Source organism: Rhizobium yanglingense (assembly GCF_977109285.1).
In genome coordinates, this window is sequence record NZ_CDSAWY010000003.1 from 1 (window position 1) to 14,264 (window position 14,264).

Annotated in this window: 22 protein-coding genes and 7 pseudogenes; 19 read left to right on the forward strand and 10 right to left on the reverse strand. The window is 61.5% G+C overall.

Translation table 11 applies throughout. The features are described from left to right. The 8 genes and pseudogenes from ACW4PC_RS04335 to ACW4PC_RS04370 form a co-directional block, all read right to left on the reverse strand. Positions 1-318: pseudogene (locus ACW4PC_RS04335) on the reverse strand (DEAD/DEAH box helicase); the annotation flags it as partial. After that, complete coding sequence (locus ACW4PC_RS04340; RefSeq protein ID WP_455872958.1) at positions 305-571, reverse strand: hypothetical protein; 267 nt, start codon at positions 569-571, stop codon at positions 305-307. The pseudogene ACW4PC_RS04335 and the gene ACW4PC_RS04340, both read right to left, overlap by 14 nt. Before the next feature lie 10 nt (positions 572-581). Continuing rightward, positions 582-650, reverse strand: coding sequence for a hypothetical protein (locus ACW4PC_RS04345; protein ID WP_455873005.1), 69 nt, complete (start codon positions 648-650; stop codon positions 582-584). 82 nt (positions 651-732) lie between these two features. Continuing rightward, positions 733-804: pseudogene (locus ACW4PC_RS04350) on the reverse strand (hypothetical protein); the annotation flags it as partial. Between the two features lie 38 nt (positions 805-842). Continuing rightward, the gene (locus ACW4PC_RS04355; protein ID WP_455872959.1) at positions 843-1,010 is read right to left on the reverse strand and encodes a hypothetical protein; all 168 of its coding nucleotides are present in this window, start codon (positions 1,008-1,010) and stop codon (positions 843-845) included. A 45-nt stretch (positions 1,011-1,055) separates the two neighbouring features. Then, positions 1,056-1,376, reverse strand: coding sequence for a DEAD/DEAH box helicase (locus tag ACW4PC_RS04360; RefSeq protein WP_455872960.1), 321 nt, complete (start codon positions 1,374-1,376; stop codon positions 1,056-1,058). 14 nt (positions 1,377-1,390) lie between these two features. Further along, a complete protein-coding gene (locus ACW4PC_RS04365; RefSeq protein WP_455872961.1) occupies positions 1,391-1,558 on the reverse strand; it encodes a DEAD/DEAH box helicase in 168 nt (55 codons plus the stop codon). Positions 1,559-1,922: 364 nt separating this feature from the next. Next, positions 1,923-2,360, reverse strand: a complete 438-nt coding sequence (locus ACW4PC_RS04370; RefSeq protein ID WP_455872962.1) for a hypothetical protein — start codon at positions 2,358-2,360, stop codon at positions 1,923-1,925. A gap of 250 nt (positions 2,361-2,610) precedes the next feature. Between ACW4PC_RS04370 and ACW4PC_RS04375 the strand changes: the two genes are divergently transcribed. From ACW4PC_RS04375 to ACW4PC_RS04400, 6 genes are all read left to right on the forward strand, one after another. After that, positions 2,611-4,398 carry a PAS-domain containing protein gene (locus tag ACW4PC_RS04375; RefSeq protein ID WP_455872963.1) on the forward strand — a complete coding sequence of 596 codons (1,788 nt, stop codon included), beginning with the start codon at positions 2,611-2,613 and terminating at the stop codon, positions 4,396-4,398. Beyond that, a complete protein-coding gene (locus ACW4PC_RS04380) occupies positions 4,395-4,859 on the forward strand; it encodes a histidine kinase dimerization/phospho-acceptor domain-containing protein (RefSeq protein ID WP_455872964.1) in 465 nt (154 codons plus the stop codon). The genes ACW4PC_RS04375 and ACW4PC_RS04380 overlap by 4 nt, the downstream gene beginning before the upstream one ends. Next, positions 4,808-5,095: a hypothetical protein gene (locus ACW4PC_RS04385; RefSeq protein ID WP_455872965.1), complete on the forward strand. Its 288-nt coding sequence runs from the start codon at positions 4,808-4,810 to the stop codon at positions 5,093-5,095. Before ACW4PC_RS04380 ends, ACW4PC_RS04385 begins: the two co-directional genes overlap by 52 nt. A gap of 248 nt (positions 5,096-5,343) precedes the next feature. Then, entirely contained in the window at positions 5,344-5,547 is a 204-nt protein-coding gene (locus tag ACW4PC_RS04390; RefSeq protein ID WP_455872966.1) for a hypothetical protein, read from the forward strand. Positions 5,548-5,599: 52 nt separating this feature from the next. After that, positions 5,600-5,839: a hypothetical protein gene (locus ACW4PC_RS04395; RefSeq protein ID WP_455872967.1), complete on the forward strand. Its 240-nt coding sequence runs from the start codon at positions 5,600-5,602 to the stop codon at positions 5,837-5,839. Beyond that, the gene (locus tag ACW4PC_RS04400; protein ID WP_455872968.1) at positions 5,836-5,964 is read left to right on the forward strand and encodes a hypothetical protein; all 129 of its coding nucleotides are present in this window, start codon (positions 5,836-5,838) and stop codon (positions 5,962-5,964) included. Before ACW4PC_RS04395 ends, ACW4PC_RS04400 begins: the two co-directional genes overlap by 4 nt. 170 nt (positions 5,965-6,134) lie before the next feature. On the opposite strand, the pseudogene mnmD reads toward ACW4PC_RS04400, so the two are convergent. Continuing rightward, positions 6,135-6,817: pseudogene (mnmD, locus tag ACW4PC_RS04405) on the reverse strand (tRNA (5-methylaminomethyl-2-thiouridine)(34)-methyltransferase MnmD). A gap of 187 nt (positions 6,818-7,004) precedes the next feature. Next, positions 7,005-7,151, reverse strand: a complete 147-nt coding sequence (locus ACW4PC_RS04410; RefSeq protein ID WP_455872969.1) for a hypothetical protein — start codon at positions 7,149-7,151, stop codon at positions 7,005-7,007. Here ACW4PC_RS04410 and ACW4PC_RS04415 point away from each other — a divergent pair. The 13 genes and pseudogenes from ACW4PC_RS04415 to ACW4PC_RS04475 all read left to right on the forward strand — a co-directional run bounded on the left by ACW4PC_RS04415 (position 7,145) and on the right by ACW4PC_RS04475 (position 14,263). Beyond that, positions 7,145-7,297 (forward strand): hypothetical protein, encoded by a 153-nt coding sequence (locus tag ACW4PC_RS04415; protein WP_455872970.1) that lies wholly within the window; start codon positions 7,145-7,147, stop codon positions 7,295-7,297. The genes ACW4PC_RS04410 and ACW4PC_RS04415 overlap by 7 nt on opposite strands. A 30-nt stretch (positions 7,298-7,327) precedes the next feature. Then, positions 7,328-7,510 carry a hypothetical protein gene (locus ACW4PC_RS04420; protein ID WP_455872971.1) on the forward strand — a complete coding sequence of 61 codons (183 nt, stop codon included), beginning with the start codon at positions 7,328-7,330 and terminating at the stop codon, positions 7,508-7,510. A 35-nt stretch (positions 7,511-7,545) separates the two neighbouring features. Then, positions 7,546-7,887: a hypothetical protein gene (locus ACW4PC_RS04425; RefSeq protein WP_455872972.1), complete on the forward strand. Its 342-nt coding sequence runs from the start codon at positions 7,546-7,548 to the stop codon at positions 7,885-7,887. 19 nt (positions 7,888-7,906) lie between these two features. Then, a complete protein-coding gene (locus tag ACW4PC_RS04430; RefSeq protein WP_455872973.1) occupies positions 7,907-8,176 on the forward strand; it encodes a hypothetical protein in 270 nt (89 codons plus the stop codon). Between the two features lie 114 nt (positions 8,177-8,290). Continuing rightward, complete coding sequence (locus tag ACW4PC_RS04435; protein ID WP_455872974.1) at positions 8,291-8,998, forward strand: DUF1045 domain-containing protein; 708 nt, start codon at positions 8,291-8,293, stop codon at positions 8,996-8,998. 47 nt (positions 8,999-9,045) lie between these two features. Then, a pseudogene (locus ACW4PC_RS04440) lies at positions 9,046-9,904 on the forward strand (AraC family ligand binding domain-containing protein). Positions 9,905-10,010: 106 nt separating this feature from the next. Continuing rightward, complete coding sequence (locus ACW4PC_RS04445; RefSeq protein ID WP_455873006.1) at positions 10,011-10,676, forward strand: AzlC family ABC transporter permease; 666 nt, start codon at positions 10,011-10,013, stop codon at positions 10,674-10,676. Beyond that, positions 10,673-10,976: pseudogene (locus ACW4PC_RS04450) on the forward strand (AzlD family protein). Before ACW4PC_RS04445 ends, ACW4PC_RS04450 begins: the two are co-directional and overlap by 4 nt. Positions 10,977-11,092: 116 nt before the next feature. Next, positions 11,093-12,031: pseudogene (puuE, locus tag ACW4PC_RS04455) on the forward strand (allantoinase PuuE). Further along, entirely contained in the window at positions 12,031-12,528 is a 498-nt protein-coding gene (gene uraD, locus ACW4PC_RS04460) for a 2-oxo-4-hydroxy-4-carboxy-5-ureidoimidazoline decarboxylase (protein ID WP_455872975.1), read from the forward strand. Before puuE ends, uraD begins: the two are co-directional and overlap by 1 nt. Next, positions 12,529-13,553 (forward strand): annotated as a pseudogene (alc, locus tag ACW4PC_RS04465) (allantoicase). A 57-nt stretch (positions 13,554-13,610) separates the two neighbouring features. Further along, positions 13,611-13,904 (forward strand): nucleotidyltransferase family protein, encoded by a 294-nt coding sequence (locus ACW4PC_RS04470; protein ID WP_455872976.1) that lies wholly within the window; start codon positions 13,611-13,613, stop codon positions 13,902-13,904. Further along, entirely contained in the window at positions 13,901-14,263 is a 363-nt protein-coding gene (locus ACW4PC_RS04475) for a HepT-like ribonuclease domain-containing protein (RefSeq protein ID WP_455872977.1), read from the forward strand. Before ACW4PC_RS04470 ends, ACW4PC_RS04475 begins: the two co-directional genes overlap by 4 nt. Position 14,264 lies beyond the last annotated feature (1 nt).

Sequence of the window (14,264 nt, forward strand, 5' to 3'; positions counted from 1 at the left end):
CAGGCGGCCGTGCGCATTACGGGCGCCGCCGGGATGATGGCGGTTCGCATCGGCGCTGCCGTGCGGGCGCTGTTGCGGCTTCTTGGCCGGTCGGAAATCGGAAGTCGATACGAGGTCGTTGTCCGGCCCCTGGGGTGTCGCTTCGCCGCGGCGCTGGCCGCGGAAGTCCTCGTTGCGGGCAGTCTGGCGCTCGGGACGCGGACGGCGCTCGCGGCGTTCCTCGTTGTTCGCGCGGACCTCGCCAGCTTCGCCTTCGCGGCGCGGACGGCGGTCCTGGCGATTGCCGGAGCGCTTGTTCACCCGGCTACCGATGGCCATCGCCGCGACCTTCGCCACCACGGCCCTGGCCACCGCGATTGCGGTTGTTGCCGTTGCCGTTGCCGTTGCCGCGGCGCGGAGCCGCGCGCATGTCTGCCGGCGCCTCGCCGCTGGCAACGATGATCTCGATGCCCATCAGCTTTTCGATGTCGCGCAGCAGGCGGGCCTCGTCCGGCGCGCAGAAGGCGATGGCGATGCCGTCGCGGCCGGCGCGGGCGGTGCGGCCGATGCGGTGCACATAGGCGTCCGGCACTTCCGGCAGGTCATAGTTGAAGACATGCGCTGACGGCCGGAATGTCGATGCCGCGGGCGGCGACGTCGGTTGCGACCAGTAGCCTTGATGCTCTCCGTCGCTTGAATGCCCTTCAGGGCGCGCTCGCGCTGGCCCTGGCTCTTGTTGCCGTGGATGGAGGCGACCTTGAATAGCCGACGTGTTCGAGATGCTTCGTCGAGCTTCTCGGCGCCGTGCTTGGTGCGCAGGAACACGATGGCGCGGCCATCCGGGTTCTCGTTGAGCGACTTCTTCAGCAGTTCCGTCTTGTCATTCTTGCCGGCCGACGAAAGTGGACGTACTGTTCGACCTTGTCCGCAGCCTTGCCGGGAGGCGTCACTTCCACCTTGATCGGATCGGTCAGGTAGTTACGCCCGACAAGATCGGCGATCGCCTTCGGCATGGTTGCCGAGAAGAGCATGCGTCTGGCGGCGCTGTCGGAACGAGCTTGGCGATCTTGCGCAGATCATGCACGAAGCCGAGATCGAGCATCTGGTCGGCTTCGTCGAGCACGAGATAGGCGCACCGTCGTTAGCGTGATGGCGCGGCGGTTGACGAGGTCGAGGAGGCGGCCGGGTGTCGCCACCAGAATGTCGGTGCCGCTGTTCGAGCTGCAGCTGCTGCTTGTTGATGGACACGCCGCCGACAACGACTGATTGATGCGCAGCGGCGACTTGCGGCACGAAGGTTCTTGCAGGTTCTCGGCGATCTGGTTCACCAGCTCGCGGGTCGGAGCGAGGATGAGCGTACGGCAGTCGTGCGATTTGTCGGGCGATCCGCCTGTCATCGGCGAGCAGTTTTTCAATGATGCGGCAGGCCGAAGGCAGCCGTCTTGCCAGTGCCGGTCTGGGCGAGGCCGATCAGATCGCGACCTTCGAGGAGAAGAGGGATTGCCTGCGCCTGAATGGGCGTTGGCGTTTCATATAGCCGAGCTGAAAAACGCGTGGCGACGATCGGCTTCGGAGACACCAAGTTCGATTTAAAATTAGTCAAGTCATAATGCCTTTCGGGGCGCCGAAACAGACTCGTGCCGGATCACACCATGCGGTCCGGTGATCATTCTGGCGTCAAGAACCCCGCGTGAAGTGGGAACTTGTGTGTTGGAAAAACTTTCCAGCGCTTCTGGCCGCACTTGGGATCGCGGCATCCTATGAAATGCGCTTTTATCCTTCTTCTTGCGTTTGTCTTTTTTCGCAGGGGCAGCTCACGCGGCGGCCGGAAGGTGAAAGCTGGCCTGCATTTGGTCTAGTTCAGGTTGAAAGTCAAGAGACGTGCTAGAGAAAGGTGATGCGCCGCCGCCTGAACGAGCGGCGGCGTGCCGCACACATATTCCTTAATAGCCGGGGCAGACCTGAACTCTCACCCATACGTCCGCTCGGTGATCGTAGCGGCGTTCCACACCGCAATATCCATAATTGCGGTAATAGGAGGGGTAAGGCCGATAGTAGGAGCGATAGTAAGGCCGGTAGGGCCGGTAGTAGCTCCGATAGACCGGATAAGGCCTGTAGTAGGGCCTGTAGTACGGTCTATAGTAGGCTCCGTAATAAGGTCCGGAGTCCGCTCCATAGTAAGATCCGGGATAATAATAGCCGTAGCCAGGGTAGGGACGCGCAGCCTGCGAGAGCAGGATGCCGCCGATTGCTCCGGCCGCAACACCGCCCCAAAAGTCATCGCGCGAACCGGCGTCCGCCGGAGTTGCCGAAATGAGGGAGGTGCCAGTCAAAGTCAACGCCATCAAGCCCGCCGCCATGCTTTTGTGAAGTACGGACATGATCGTCTCCTTTCATAGACGAACTTGTTTCTTGAAGCCGTCAGGAGAAACCGTGGCGAAACGCGGCCAACTGATCGAGTTCAGTCTTACAACGTGGGAGATTATAGCATAGTTCCTGATACTCTTGGGCCGAACTTCGTTGTCCCGGCTTCAGATTTCCGGAACTTGTCATGGTTAAAACCTTGTTAAACGGCTTACACCTATAGTGGATGCCAGAACAAAACTCCTTCTGCGAGCGAGGCGACATCTTTTGACATCGAGCGGGAACCTTCTCGAACTGGCATGCAGCCGGATCGCAGATCTGGATACGCCTGCCTATGTCAAGAACAGCGAGCTTCGCTACGTTGCCGTCAACGAAGCCTATGCCCGCTTCTTCGGCAGGCAAATTTCCGATTTCATCGGCCGCCGGACCCGCGAAATTCTCGATCGTCCGGAAGAGGAGGAGCGTGAAGACAAGGAGCGCCGCGCGCTCGTCTTCGGCACCGAAGAAACCGCCATCTGCTTCGATGCCGCCGCAACCGAGCATGAGCGGATCCAAATCGAGAGCTTCATGCCGTCGCAAGACCGGGCCTATGTTCTCGGTATCTTCGAGGCGCGCGCGCAGCCCCGCCGGGCGGTTCTCTCGGGGCCGGATCAGGCTTTGCTCGCCGATTTCGAGCGCGTCCGTGCCACGCTGGAAAAACTCGATCATCCGGTCGGCATTTTCGCTGACGACGGCCGCCCGCTGATCGTCAATTCGGCCTATCGAAACGGAGGCAAAGCATCGCCCGCTGAAACCGGGTGGCACGAGAGCGTGAACGAGCTCGATCTCCTCCGGACCATCATGGAAGACCTGCCGGTCGCCGCCTTCGCGCGCGATGAACAGCACCGCCTCGTCTATGCCAACCAGTATTACGAAACCTTCACGGGCCATGTCCGATCGAAGGTGCTTGGCCTCACAGAATTTGAGATGTTCGGCGAGGAGAGTGGCGCCAGCATCTATGAGGAAAACGCTCTGGCGCTCAAGGGCGGCTCGCTCACGGAGGTGGAAGGTAAGCTTCCAAGCACGGACGGAACAGTCTATCCGATCTTGACGCGCGTCAATCGCGTGCAGACGCCGGACAGCAAGGTCTATGTCGTCGGCTCTTTTTCGGATATCTCACCGCTCAAGGAGCGTGAAGCCAAGCTGATCGAGGCCCAGAAGCACGCCGAAATCCTGCATCGCGACATTGAAAACATCCTACGTTCGCTGCCGGTCGGCGTGCTGATCCTCGATAACAATCTCGATATCCTCTACATAAACGACGAATTCTACACGATCTGTGATCTGCCGCCTGACGATCGTTTTGACGGCCGGCCGTTCATCGATGTCATCCGCCGCAATTGTGAACTCGGGCGCTATGGCCACGAGCACAGCCCGGAAGAGATCCTGGCGCAGCGCCAGCGCCATTTCGGTTCGGATGGGGAGCAGGAGCCGATCGAACTCAGCTGGTCGGGCGGCAAATCGATCATCTTCGATAGCCGCCGCATCTCGAACGACCGCATTCTTCTCTCCTATTCCGATATGAGCGCCATTCGCGCGAGCGAGAAGGAAATCCATGAAGCGCGCGCTGCCCTGGAGCATCTCGGCGAACTGATGCGGGATGCGACGCGGGCCATGCCGCAAGGCCTGACGATCGTCCAGGACGGCATCATCAAGCTCTCCAACGATGCGCTTTCGGAAGTGCTGCGTATTCCGCCGGAATACCTTGTTGCGGGCCGCGGCTGGATCGACCTCTTCAATTTCTGCGCCGATCGCGGCGACTTCAAGGGTCCCGCCGCCGAGGTGTTGCACTATTGGCGTTCAAACATCGCTGCGAAGCAGCCGATCGCCACTGTCTTTCATGTGGCCGGCGAGCGCTGGGTGAACATGGAGGCGACGATCAGCGAGCGCGGCCATTGGGTCGCGCTCTTCACCGACGTGACCGAGATGAAAGCTGCGCGAGGAGGAGCTTGCAGCGGCTGCTGTCGCGCGCGGAGGCGGCGGATCGGGCCAAGTCGGAATTCCTGGCCAATATGAGCCATGAAATCCGCACGCCGATGAATGGCGTGCTCGGCATGGCGGAGCTGCTGGCCAAGTCCAATCTCGACGCGCGGCAGAAGACCTTCACCGACATCATCGTCAAGTCCGGCAACGCGCTTCTGACGATCATCAACGACATTCTGGACTTCTCGAAGATCGAGGCCGGGCAGATGAGGCTGCGCAAGGCGTGTCCTTCGATCCGGCTGGAGGCGGTCGAGGATGTGGCGTCGCTGCCTGTCCTCGGCGGCGGCTGGAGAAGGATCATCGAGCTTCTGATGCGCGCCGTATCCGATACCTCGGCCTGCCGGCCAGGTCATCGGCGACGCCGGGCGGTTTCGCCAGATCGTCGACAAATCTCGTCGGCAACGCCGTCAAGTTCACCGAGAACGGGGCATGTGCTGCGTCGATGTCGGTTTCGGCGCGGTCGGCGGAAGCGTGCGAGGCCATGCTGTCGCTGATCAGCGATCGAGGACAGCGGCATCGGCATCCCGGCCGACAAGCTCGCAACCGGTCTTCGACAAATTCTCGCCAGGTCGATTCCTCTTCGACGCGGCGCCACGAGGGGACCGGCCTTGGTCTTGCCATCACTGCCGGTCTGGTCGATCTCTTTGGCGGCTACGATCAACGCCGAGAGCGAACGCCGGCAAGGGCTCGGTCTTCGACCGTCAACCTGCCGCTTCAGGCCATCGCGTGACCGCGCGCGCTCGATCCCAAGCCGCTGCCCGTGGCAATCGTACGCGGCGCACGCGTGCTCGTCATCGACGACAACGAGGTGAACCGCCGCATACTCTCCGAGCAGCTGAGTCGCTTTGGGGTTTTGACGGCCGTGCGCTGCCGAAGACGGGCAGGACCGGCATTGCCATCCTTGCAGGCCGCAGCACTCAGATCGGCGTCTTCAGGTCGATGCCCTCGTGCTCGACTATCACATGCCGGAAATGAACGGTGCTGGAAGTGGCCGGCAGCGCATCCAGGCACGACGCCCGCTTCGAAGACCTCGCCGATCATCTTCCTGACCTCAATGGATATCGTCCGGCGACGGAGAAGGAGTTCGCAGCCCTCAACGTGCCATGCGCATCTGATGAAGCCGGCCCGCGCGCAACTCTTGCGTTCGCACACTATTCGATGCGGTGCGAGATGTGCGGCTGAACGCGCCCGGCAGACTCCGTCCCCGCGTGAGGCAGGCCACGGCGAGGGCTTCATGCAGCCGGAAAACGGCGAAATCGAAAGGGAACAGCGGAGCCTTCTGCGCCGCCGGCCCTGCCGACACAGCGCCAGCCTAGCCTTCATCGATGTGCTCGTCGCCGAGGACAACGAGGTGAACCAGATCGTCTTCACGCAGATCCTGCAGGGCACCGGCCTGAGTTTCCTCGATCGTCAACAACGGCCAGGAGGCGGTACAACGCCTGGCAGGAAAGCCATGCGCCGCGGATCATCATGATGGACGTCTCGATGCCGGTGATGAACGGCCATCGACGCGACGCCGCGCGATCCGTGCTGCCGAACGGATGCGCGGACGAGGGCCAGCCGCGTGCCGATCATCGGCGTAACGGCGCATGCGCTTGAAAGCGGACCGCGAGCTCTGCCTGAACGCCGGCATGGACGATTATCATGTCGAAGCCGATCAGCCCCGAAACTGCTGGAAGAGAAAATTGCGCAATGGCTGGGCGAAAACATGCCGCGCCGCGACGCGCCGGGCGTTTGAGTTGCCAACTGGAACACGGTTCTGCCTGGCGTCAGCTGAAGGGTTTTACGCCGCAGAGCATCTCGCGCTTGCCGGCGAAACCCTTGCGCCGCTCGACCGCAAATCCCGCCGCCACCAGATTGCGCCTGAACGAAGCCTGCGGCGGCATAGGTCGCGAATGCTTCCTCCGGAGAGGGTCTTCTCGCAGATGAGCCTGCATCAGCTCTTCAGCGACCACATGTCCGGCGTTGCGCGACGGGCGCGAAACCATCGAGATACCAGGCGTCGAAGCCCGGTTCGCGCGGCCGGCAACGCCATCGATCGCCGGGCCGCAGACAACGCGTCAAGGTGCGTCTGCTCGTCCAATGCCAGACGTCGACCGGTGCCTTTCGGCTCGGCCGGGCCACAGCGCCGTCAGCGCCTTGCCGCTCGGCATCGATTTCCGGCCAGTGCGAAAGTGCGCGACCGATCTCGTGCGGGCTGCATCGGGTAAAGCTCGAAGGAAATGAAACTGCAGCATGTTTAGCGCCCTTTGGCGATGCGCTTTCCATTGCCGCCATGTTTCCGCAGAAGTTCAGCCCGGTGCCGAACCCCAACTCTCCAATGCGGAAAATGTCCTCTGTCCGAGTCCACCGTTCCGGCACGCCATTGCCCGCCAGAAAGACGTGGCCGCATTCGAGCCTGCCCGTCCGTTCGGCAATAAAAATGGTCGCCAAAGGCCTGCGAATAGGGCATATCGCCGTCGCGCCATTCGAGCGACGGTGGGGGTTTCTCCGGTCGCTGCGCCAATTTCTGGGCCAGTCTCTGGGATCAAGTGTCGTCGGAATGTTTCATGCCTAAAGCCGATAGTGCGGCCGATCTCCTCCGGGTCAATCGCCAAGATTGCCGGCTTCCATGCCGCTGCTGATTGCCGGCGGCGGCATCATGGGACTGTGGGCGGCGGTTCATGGCCGAACGGCTTGGCATCGACACGCTCCTCGTCGATGCCGGTGACATTGGGGCAGCGGTGCGAGCGGCGGGCTGCTCGGGCGCGCTGATGCCGCATTTGCCGGATCAAATGGAATGCCAAGAAGCAGTTCCAGTTCGATGCGCTGGTTTGCGCTCGAAACCGAGATCGCTGCGATCGAAGCTGCCACCGGCCTTTCCACCGGCTACCGCCGCTCCGGCCGCATCATCCCGCTGCCGAAGCCGCATCTGCGCAGCGATCGCGCTTAGCGCCATGTCCGCCGATGCGCTGGAAACACATTGGCATCGGCGCGAGCCGCAGCTTCCATTGGCATGTCGGCAGATAGCTCCGCCGGTTACAGGCTGGATCGACGCCTGCCGCTGGTGCGAGCGGGCTTCGTGCACGACACGCTCGCTGCCCGCGTCGCACCCCGCACGCTGGTCGCCGCTCTTGTCGGCCTTTCTTGGCAAGGCACGGCATAAGCGGCTGGTGCAGCATTATCGAGAATGCTATCAGCTTGGCGGTCTCGAAGCCGGAACGCGGCGATCGCCGACGCCGGTGGGACGAACAATCGCCTTTCGGCCGCTGTCATCGTCGCGGCAGGTCACCAGTCATTTCCGCTGATCTGCAGCGGTTCACGGCCCGGAGGTGGAAAGGCACGCTCGGCCAACCGGTCAAGGGGCAGGCGGCGCTGCTTGAAGCGCCGAGATCGATCCCGGCCTTTCCCACCGTCTTCCGTGAACGGCCTCTATATCATTGCCGCATGAGGGCGGCACATGCTGCGATCGGCAGCACCAGCGAGGACCGTTTTGATAATCCCTTAATACGACCGATGCTCAAGCTCGAAAAACTGCTCTGATCGAAGCTGCGTCTGCGAGATGGCCCCCGTCGCTTGGCGAGCGCGCCGGTGCGTCGAGCGCTGGGCCGGCCTTCGTCCGAAGGCGATCGACCGCGATCCGATGATCGGTCGCGCATCCGATGCTATCCGAAGCTCATCGCGCTTGACCGGCGGCTTCAAGGTCAGCTTCGGCCTTGCCCACCGTCTTGCCGAAGCTGCCGTGCATACCTGGCCGACGGCCGTTCCGCAGCTTTCGCCCTGCCGGAAACGTTTCGCGTTTTCGAGCCATATCACGGCTGCTTCACGTTAAACGTGAATTAGAAGCTGGTGCTTTTCGTTATTCTGTCATGCAAATCACCTATCTGCTTGCGCATCGACGGCGCCGGAATTGTCTGCGCGCCCTTCCTTTGATGGAGGAGATTGCATGCGCTACGCCATTTGCTTCACGCCTACGCCGAGCGATCCGCTCAGCCAGGTGGCGGCCAATTGGCTCGGCCGCAACGTCTTTTCCGGCGAGATGGTCGAACCTCCAGCCAATGGCGGCATCGGCATCCACGATATAGCGTTCCATACTGCCGTGCCGCGCCGCTACGGTTTCCATGGTGTGCTGAAGGCGCCGTTTCATCTTGCACCCGATGTTTCGGAGACGCAACTTCTACGCGATATGATGCGCTTTTCCGGCAGCTTCCAGCCGTTCCGGATTCCAAGGATCGAGGTTGCCCGCCTGCGCAATTACTTCAGCCTCGTGCCGTCGGTCCCTTGCGAACACATGCACTATCTCGCTTCTGCGGTCGTGCAGGATTTCGACCGCTTCCGTGCACCGCTTTCCGAAGCCGAGATCGAGCGCATCGATCCGGATGGGCTTTCGGCCGCGCAGTTTGCCAACCTGCATCGCTGGGGCAATCCCTATGTGATGGACGAGTTCCGCTTCCACATGCCTGTGACGGGTCCTGTCAATCTTGTCGATATGCCGCGCATAGAGCAGGCGCTGCGTAGCGTCTTCGAGCCTGTTCTCGCTGAGCCGGTCACCGTCGCCAACATCGCGCTGATGTTCGAGGAAGGCACAGGCGGGCCGTTCCGCGTCCATTCGCTGCATCCGATGGGCAAGGTCAGCGCGCGCAAGATCGCCTGATCACTTTTGTTCAAGAATGGGCGGCCCAAAGATGCTATATCCGGCCGATGGACAACATCTCCCAGGAACAGGCAACCGAAGCCATGCCGCTGTCTGGGGCGGAGACGACGCGGTTCTGGCGTGACAGCCGTTTTGGCGGCATGGAATGCCTGAGCGCGACGTTCCTGACGCATGAGTTCGCGCCGCATGCCCACGAGACCTTCAGCATCGGCGCTATCGAAAGCGGCAGCCAGATCGCGACGATCCGGGGCGCGCGCGAAAGTTCGGGGCCGGGCGATCTCTATCTGATCAATCCGGGCGAAATCCATGACGGCGTGCCTGTCGAGGGCGGCTATCGCTACCGGATGATCTACCCGGACACGTCACTCTTCCGGGAAATCCTGGAAGATGTCACCGGCCGCACCTTCAGCGGCATGCCGGCCTTCGGCAAGCAGATCCTTCACGATCCCCGGCTTGCCGAGGCTTTTCAGGATGCGCACCGCGCGCTGGAAACAGGGGCCGGTGCGCTGGAGACCAGTCAGGGCATGTTCCTTGTGCTCGAGGCCATGTTTCGGCATCACGGCAGTTCAATCATCGTGCCGATCGACACGCAGGAGCGGTCGGCCGTGCAGCGCGCCCGTGACTACCTGATGGAAAACTACGCCTTCGATGTCGGACTTGAAGAACTCGCCGCCGTGGCGGGCCTCAGCCGTGCGCATCTGATACGCGCCTTCCGCAAGGAATTCCACATCACGCCGCACGCCTTCCTCACTGATATCCGCATTCGCGTTGCCCGGCGCAAGCTGCAGGCTGGCGGACAGCCGGCGGAGATTGCGCTCGAATGCGGTTTCGCCGACCAGGGCGCATTTCAGCCGGCATTTCAAGGCACGCACCGGCGTGACGCCCGGCCAATACCGCGCGCGGTAGTCACTTTCGTTCAAGACGACCATTCATCTCCATTCTTAAAACCTCCGCATCAAATCGGAGATCTGTCGTGAATGAGAATGGAAAATGGGCGGAGTTCCTTGGCGGCATGAGAGCCATTTCGCCACTCATCGCTGCCGTCATACCGATCGGCCTTGTCTTCGGCGCGGTCGCAGTCACGAAAGGGCTTTCCCCGGTCGAGACGGCACTGATGAGCGCGCTGGTCTTTGCCGGCGGTTCGCAGTTCGTGGCAATGGATATCTGGACGCATCCGGCCTCGTGGACGAGCGTCGGCTTTGCGGCCCTGCTCGTCAATATCCGCCATGTGCTGATGAGTGCTTCGCTCGGCACCAAGATGCAGGCTTTTGGCGGACGCAGGCGCTATTTCGCATGCCTGTTTCTTGCAGACGAGATCTGGGCGATGGCGGAATTTCGCGCCGGTCTTGCGCGGCTCACGCCCGCCTGGTTCGCTGGGCTTGCCGCGCCCTTCTATCTCGCCTGGGTGCTTTCGGGTCTTGCGGGCGCGACGCTCGGCGCTTTCCTCGGTGATCCCGTGGCGCTTGGACTGGATTTCGCCTTTCCGGCCGTTTTCATCGTGCTCGTCATTGGCTTCTGGAAGGGACCGGAAACCGGCGCTGTGCTTATCGCAAGCGGTGCGGCCGCGGTAGCCACCCAACATTTCGTACCAGGCGTCTGGTATATCGCAGCCGGCGCCGTCGCCGGTCTGCTTGCGGCAGTCGCCAGCGGCAGTCGGCGCGTGGAGGTGACGCAATGACAGTCGATTTCTCCACCCTTGTCGCGATCATCGCCATGGCAGCCGTGACGGTGCTCACGCGCCTGAGCGGTCTTGTGCTCGTGTGGCATGTGTCCTTGGAGGGAAGCCGCCGAAAGGCGATCGGAATCCATTCCGCCTGCCGTTCTGATGGCGGTCGTCGCGCCGACCGCCTTTGCCACCGGCATTGCGGAAACGATCGCCTGCGCACTCACTGCCATTGCCGCACTCCGTCTGCCGATGCTCGTTTCCGTGGCGCTCGGCGTCTTCTGCGTCGCGCTATTGCGGGCCGCAGGCATATGATCCAGCCGCAGAGGCGGCGACTTGTGCCGTAGCGGCGAAAGTCAGTTTCCGCATTTCCGTCTCGACATTCCGTCTCCGGGTGCTACCGTTTCGCCTGACTTTCAAAAGGTGATTTGATGGCTTCCGATACCTATCCGCGCAATCTCGTCGGCTATGGTCGCAATACCCCCGATCCGAAATGGCCGGACGAGTGCCCGCCTCGCCGTGCAGTTCGTCATCAATTACGAAGAGGGCGGTGAGAGCTGCGATCCTCGATGGTGATCACGTCGTCCGAGAATCGCTGCTGTCGGAAATCGTGGGAGCGGCAGCCCTGGCCGGGCCAGCGCAACTTGAACATGGAATCGATCTACGAATACGGTTCGCGCGCCGGGTTCTGGCGGCTCTGGCGCATGTTCACCGAGTCTCAAGGTGTCACGGCGACCGTCTATGGCGTGACGGCTTGCAATGGCCCGCAATCCGGAGGCCGTCGCGGCGATGAAGGAAGCCGGCTGGGAAATCGCCAGCCATGGCTACCGCTGGCTGGAGTACAAGGATTTTTCCGGAAGACCTCGAGCGCAAGCACATTCGTCGAAGCGGTGCGTCTCCACACCGAGCTCACCGGCCAGCGCCCCTACGGCATGTACCAGGGAAAGCCCTCCGACAATACGCTGCGGCTCGTTCATGGAGGAGGGCGGTGTTCCTCTATTCGTCAAGACTCTTATGCCGATGACCTGCCCTACTGGGTGAAGGGGGTTGATGACAAACCGTTCCTCATCATTCCTTATACGCTTGAAACGAACGACATGCGCTTTGCAACGCCGCAGGGCTTCAATTCCGGCGATCAATTTTTCACTTATCTCAAGGATGCCTTCGATACGCTCTACGAAGAAGGCAAGGCCGGCAACCCGAAGATGATGTCGGTCGGCCTGCATTGCCGTCTGGTCGGTCGGCCCGGCCGCGCTGCAGCCCTGAAGCGTTTCATCGAATATGTGCTGAAGCACGACAACGTGTGGATCCCTCGCCGCATCGAGATTGCCGAGCATTGGCACAAGAACCACAAGCAGGACATGACCTGATGATCCGGCGGGATGAATTCGTGTCGCGTTTCGGCGGTGTCTTCGAACATTCGCCCTTCATTGCCGAGCGCGCCTATGACGACGGTTTCATTGGCGATGAGTTGACTGTGGACAAGGTGCACATTCCGCTCGTCGCGATCTTCCGCGCGGCAAGCGAGGAAGAGCGTCTTGGCGTCCTTCGCGCCCATCCCGATCTTGCCGGACGCCTGGCAGTCGCCGGCGAACTGACGGAAGACAGCAAGAAGGAGCAAACAAGTGCCGGACTTGACCGGCTGAGCCGCGAAGAGCATGCCCGCTTCACCGAACTCAACGCCACCTATGTCAAGAAATTCGGCTTTCCCTTCATTGTCGCCGTGAAGGGACTGAACAAGGACGATATTCTTGCGGCTTTCGAAAAACGCATCGGCAACAGCCGCGACGAGGAATTTGCGACTGCCTGTGCTGAGGTCGAAAAGATTGCGCTTTTGCGCCTGACATCCATGCTTCCGGAGAAGTGAATGACCGAGAATACCAGTGCCAGCCTGCCGTCCTTCGCGAACGGCGCGATCAACCTTGCGTCCGCGCGCCTCGGCGCCCAGGGGCCTCTATGCGACGGACGAGTTCTTTGCGCCGCTGGAGCGAATGCTGCAGGATGTGCCGGCGAGCTTCGACCCGGACCTTTACGACGACAACGGCAAGTACATGGACGGCTGGGAAAGCCGCCGCAAGCGCGTGCCCGGCCATGATTGGGCGATCGTCAAGCTTGCCATGCCCGGCCGCATCTTCGGCTTCGACGTCGATACCAGCTATTTTACCGGCAACTATCCGCCGCATTGCTCGATCGAGGCCGCTTTCGTCGAAGACGGCGATCCGACCGATGCAACGGTGTGGACCGAAATCCTCGCGAAGTCGCCTCTGGGGCCAAGCGCGCATCACTTCTTCGAGAATGCCGGCAAGGCGAAGATCTGGACGCATCTGCGCCTTCATATCTATCCCGATGGCGGCGTCGCGCGCCTGCGCGTCTACGGCTCGGCCTATTTCGACTGGTCGAAGGTCGGTGCGAGCGAGGAAGTTGACCTCGGCTATATCTTCAATGGCGCGAAGTCGCTTGCCTGGTCGGACGCCCGTTCCGGGCCGCCCGGACAAGATGCTCGGCCCGGGTCGCGGCATCAATATGGGCGATGGCTGGGAAACCAAGCGCCGCCGCGGCCCGGGTCACGACTGGGCTGTGATCCGCCTCGGCCACCCCGGCACTATCAAGCGCGTCATAGTCGATACCGCCTTCTTCAAGGGCAATTTCCCGGACACCTGCGAGCTTCTCGGCGCTTATCTGCCCGATCTTGGCGATATGCTGAGCGAAGTGGACACAGCGGCTTCGGAAAGCTGGAAGCCGATCCTGGCACGCACCAAGCTGCAGATGGACCACATCCACGAATATGGCGCGGACGCCATCGCCGATATCGGGCCGGTGACGCATGTCCGCATCGCGATGCATCCGGATGGCGGCATCATGCGGCTGCGGCTCTTCGGGGTGAAGGGGTGAGTTCTTTCTTCTTTATTGCCGCTCCCCTATATTCGAGGCATCAGGAGTGATGCCTCGATGAAGCCATCGGAAGTGCTGGAAAAGGACGGGCAGGCGATCCGCGACGCCACGACGCGTTTCAACACGGCGAACCCGCGCATCTTCGGTTCCGTCGCCCGCGGCGAGGACAGGCCGGACAGCGATCTGGATATTCTCGTCGATGCGCTGCCGGGGACGACGCTTTTCGATCTCGGCGGGTTGCTGGAGGAGTTGCAGGCGCTGATGTCGGGGACGGAAATCCACGTTCTGACGCCAGGCGATTTTCCCGAACGTGTCCGCAGCCGGGTCCTGCAGGAAGCCAAGCCTGTATGAGTATCGATCGGCTTCGAACCTATCTCGACGAGATGCAGCAGGTCGCATTCGAAACCATCGATTTCGTCAAGGGCATGAGCAAGGATGAATTTCTGAGGGACCTTGTGAGACAGCGCGCAGTTGGAATGAACCTGCTGATGATCGGCGCGGCAACATCGCGCATCATGGAGGAATATCCCGAGTTTGCAGCGGAATTCTCCAACGTGCCCTGGCAAAAGATGCGCGGAATGAGAAGCCGGATCGCTCACGGCTATATGAGCATGAACCTAGACACCGTTTGGGATACTGCGCAAACAGCCATCCCCGATCTTCTCGATCAACTGCATGGATTGCGTCACTGGCACGCCCAGGGTGAATGAC

Coding starts and splice junctions, on each gene's coding strand:
- ACW4PC_RS04355 (WP_455872959.1), bottom strand. CDS start 1,010: ATGCTCTTCTCGGCAACCATGCCGAAGGCGATCGCCGATCTTGTCGGG.
- ACW4PC_RS04360 (WP_455872960.1), bottom strand. CDS start 1,376: ATGACAGGCGGATCGCCCGACAAATCGCACGACTGCCGTACGCTCATC.
- ACW4PC_RS04370 (WP_455872962.1), bottom strand. CDS start 2,360: ATGTCCGTACTTCACAAAAGCATGGCGGCGGGCTTGATGGCGTTGACT.
- ACW4PC_RS04380 (WP_455872964.1), top strand. CDS start 4,395: ATGAGCCATGAAATCCGCACGCCGATGAATGGCGTGCTCGGCATGGCG.
- ACW4PC_RS04385 (WP_455872965.1), top strand. CDS start 4,808: ATGTCGGTTTCGGCGCGGTCGGCGGAAGCGTGCGAGGCCATGCTGTCG.
- ACW4PC_RS04395 (WP_455872967.1), top strand. CDS start 5,600: ATGCAGCCGGAAAACGGCGAAATCGAAAGGGAACAGCGGAGCCTTCTG.
- ACW4PC_RS04400 (WP_455872968.1), top strand. CDS start 5,836: ATGATGGACGTCTCGATGCCGGTGATGAACGGCCATCGACGCGACGCC.
- ACW4PC_RS04415 (WP_455872970.1), top strand. CDS start 7,145: ATGCCAAGAAGCAGTTCCAGTTCGATGCGCTGGTTTGCGCTCGAAACC.
- ACW4PC_RS04430 (WP_455872973.1), top strand. CDS start 7,907: ATGGCCCCCGTCGCTTGGCGAGCGCGCCGGTGCGTCGAGCGCTGGGCC.
- ACW4PC_RS04435 (WP_455872974.1), top strand. CDS start 8,291: ATGCGCTACGCCATTTGCTTCACGCCTACGCCGAGCGATCCGCTCAGC.
- ACW4PC_RS04445 (WP_455873006.1), top strand. CDS start 10,011: ATGAGAGCCATTTCGCCACTCATCGCTGCCGTCATACCGATCGGCCTT.
- uraD (WP_455872975.1), top strand. CDS start 12,031: ATGATCCGGCGGGATGAATTCGTGTCGCGTTTCGGCGGTGTCTTCGAA.
- ACW4PC_RS04470 (WP_455872976.1), top strand. CDS start 13,611: ATGAAGCCATCGGAAGTGCTGGAAAAGGACGGGCAGGCGATCCGCGAC.
- ACW4PC_RS04475 (WP_455872977.1), top strand. CDS start 13,901: ATGAGTATCGATCGGCTTCGAACCTATCTCGACGAGATGCAGCAGGTC.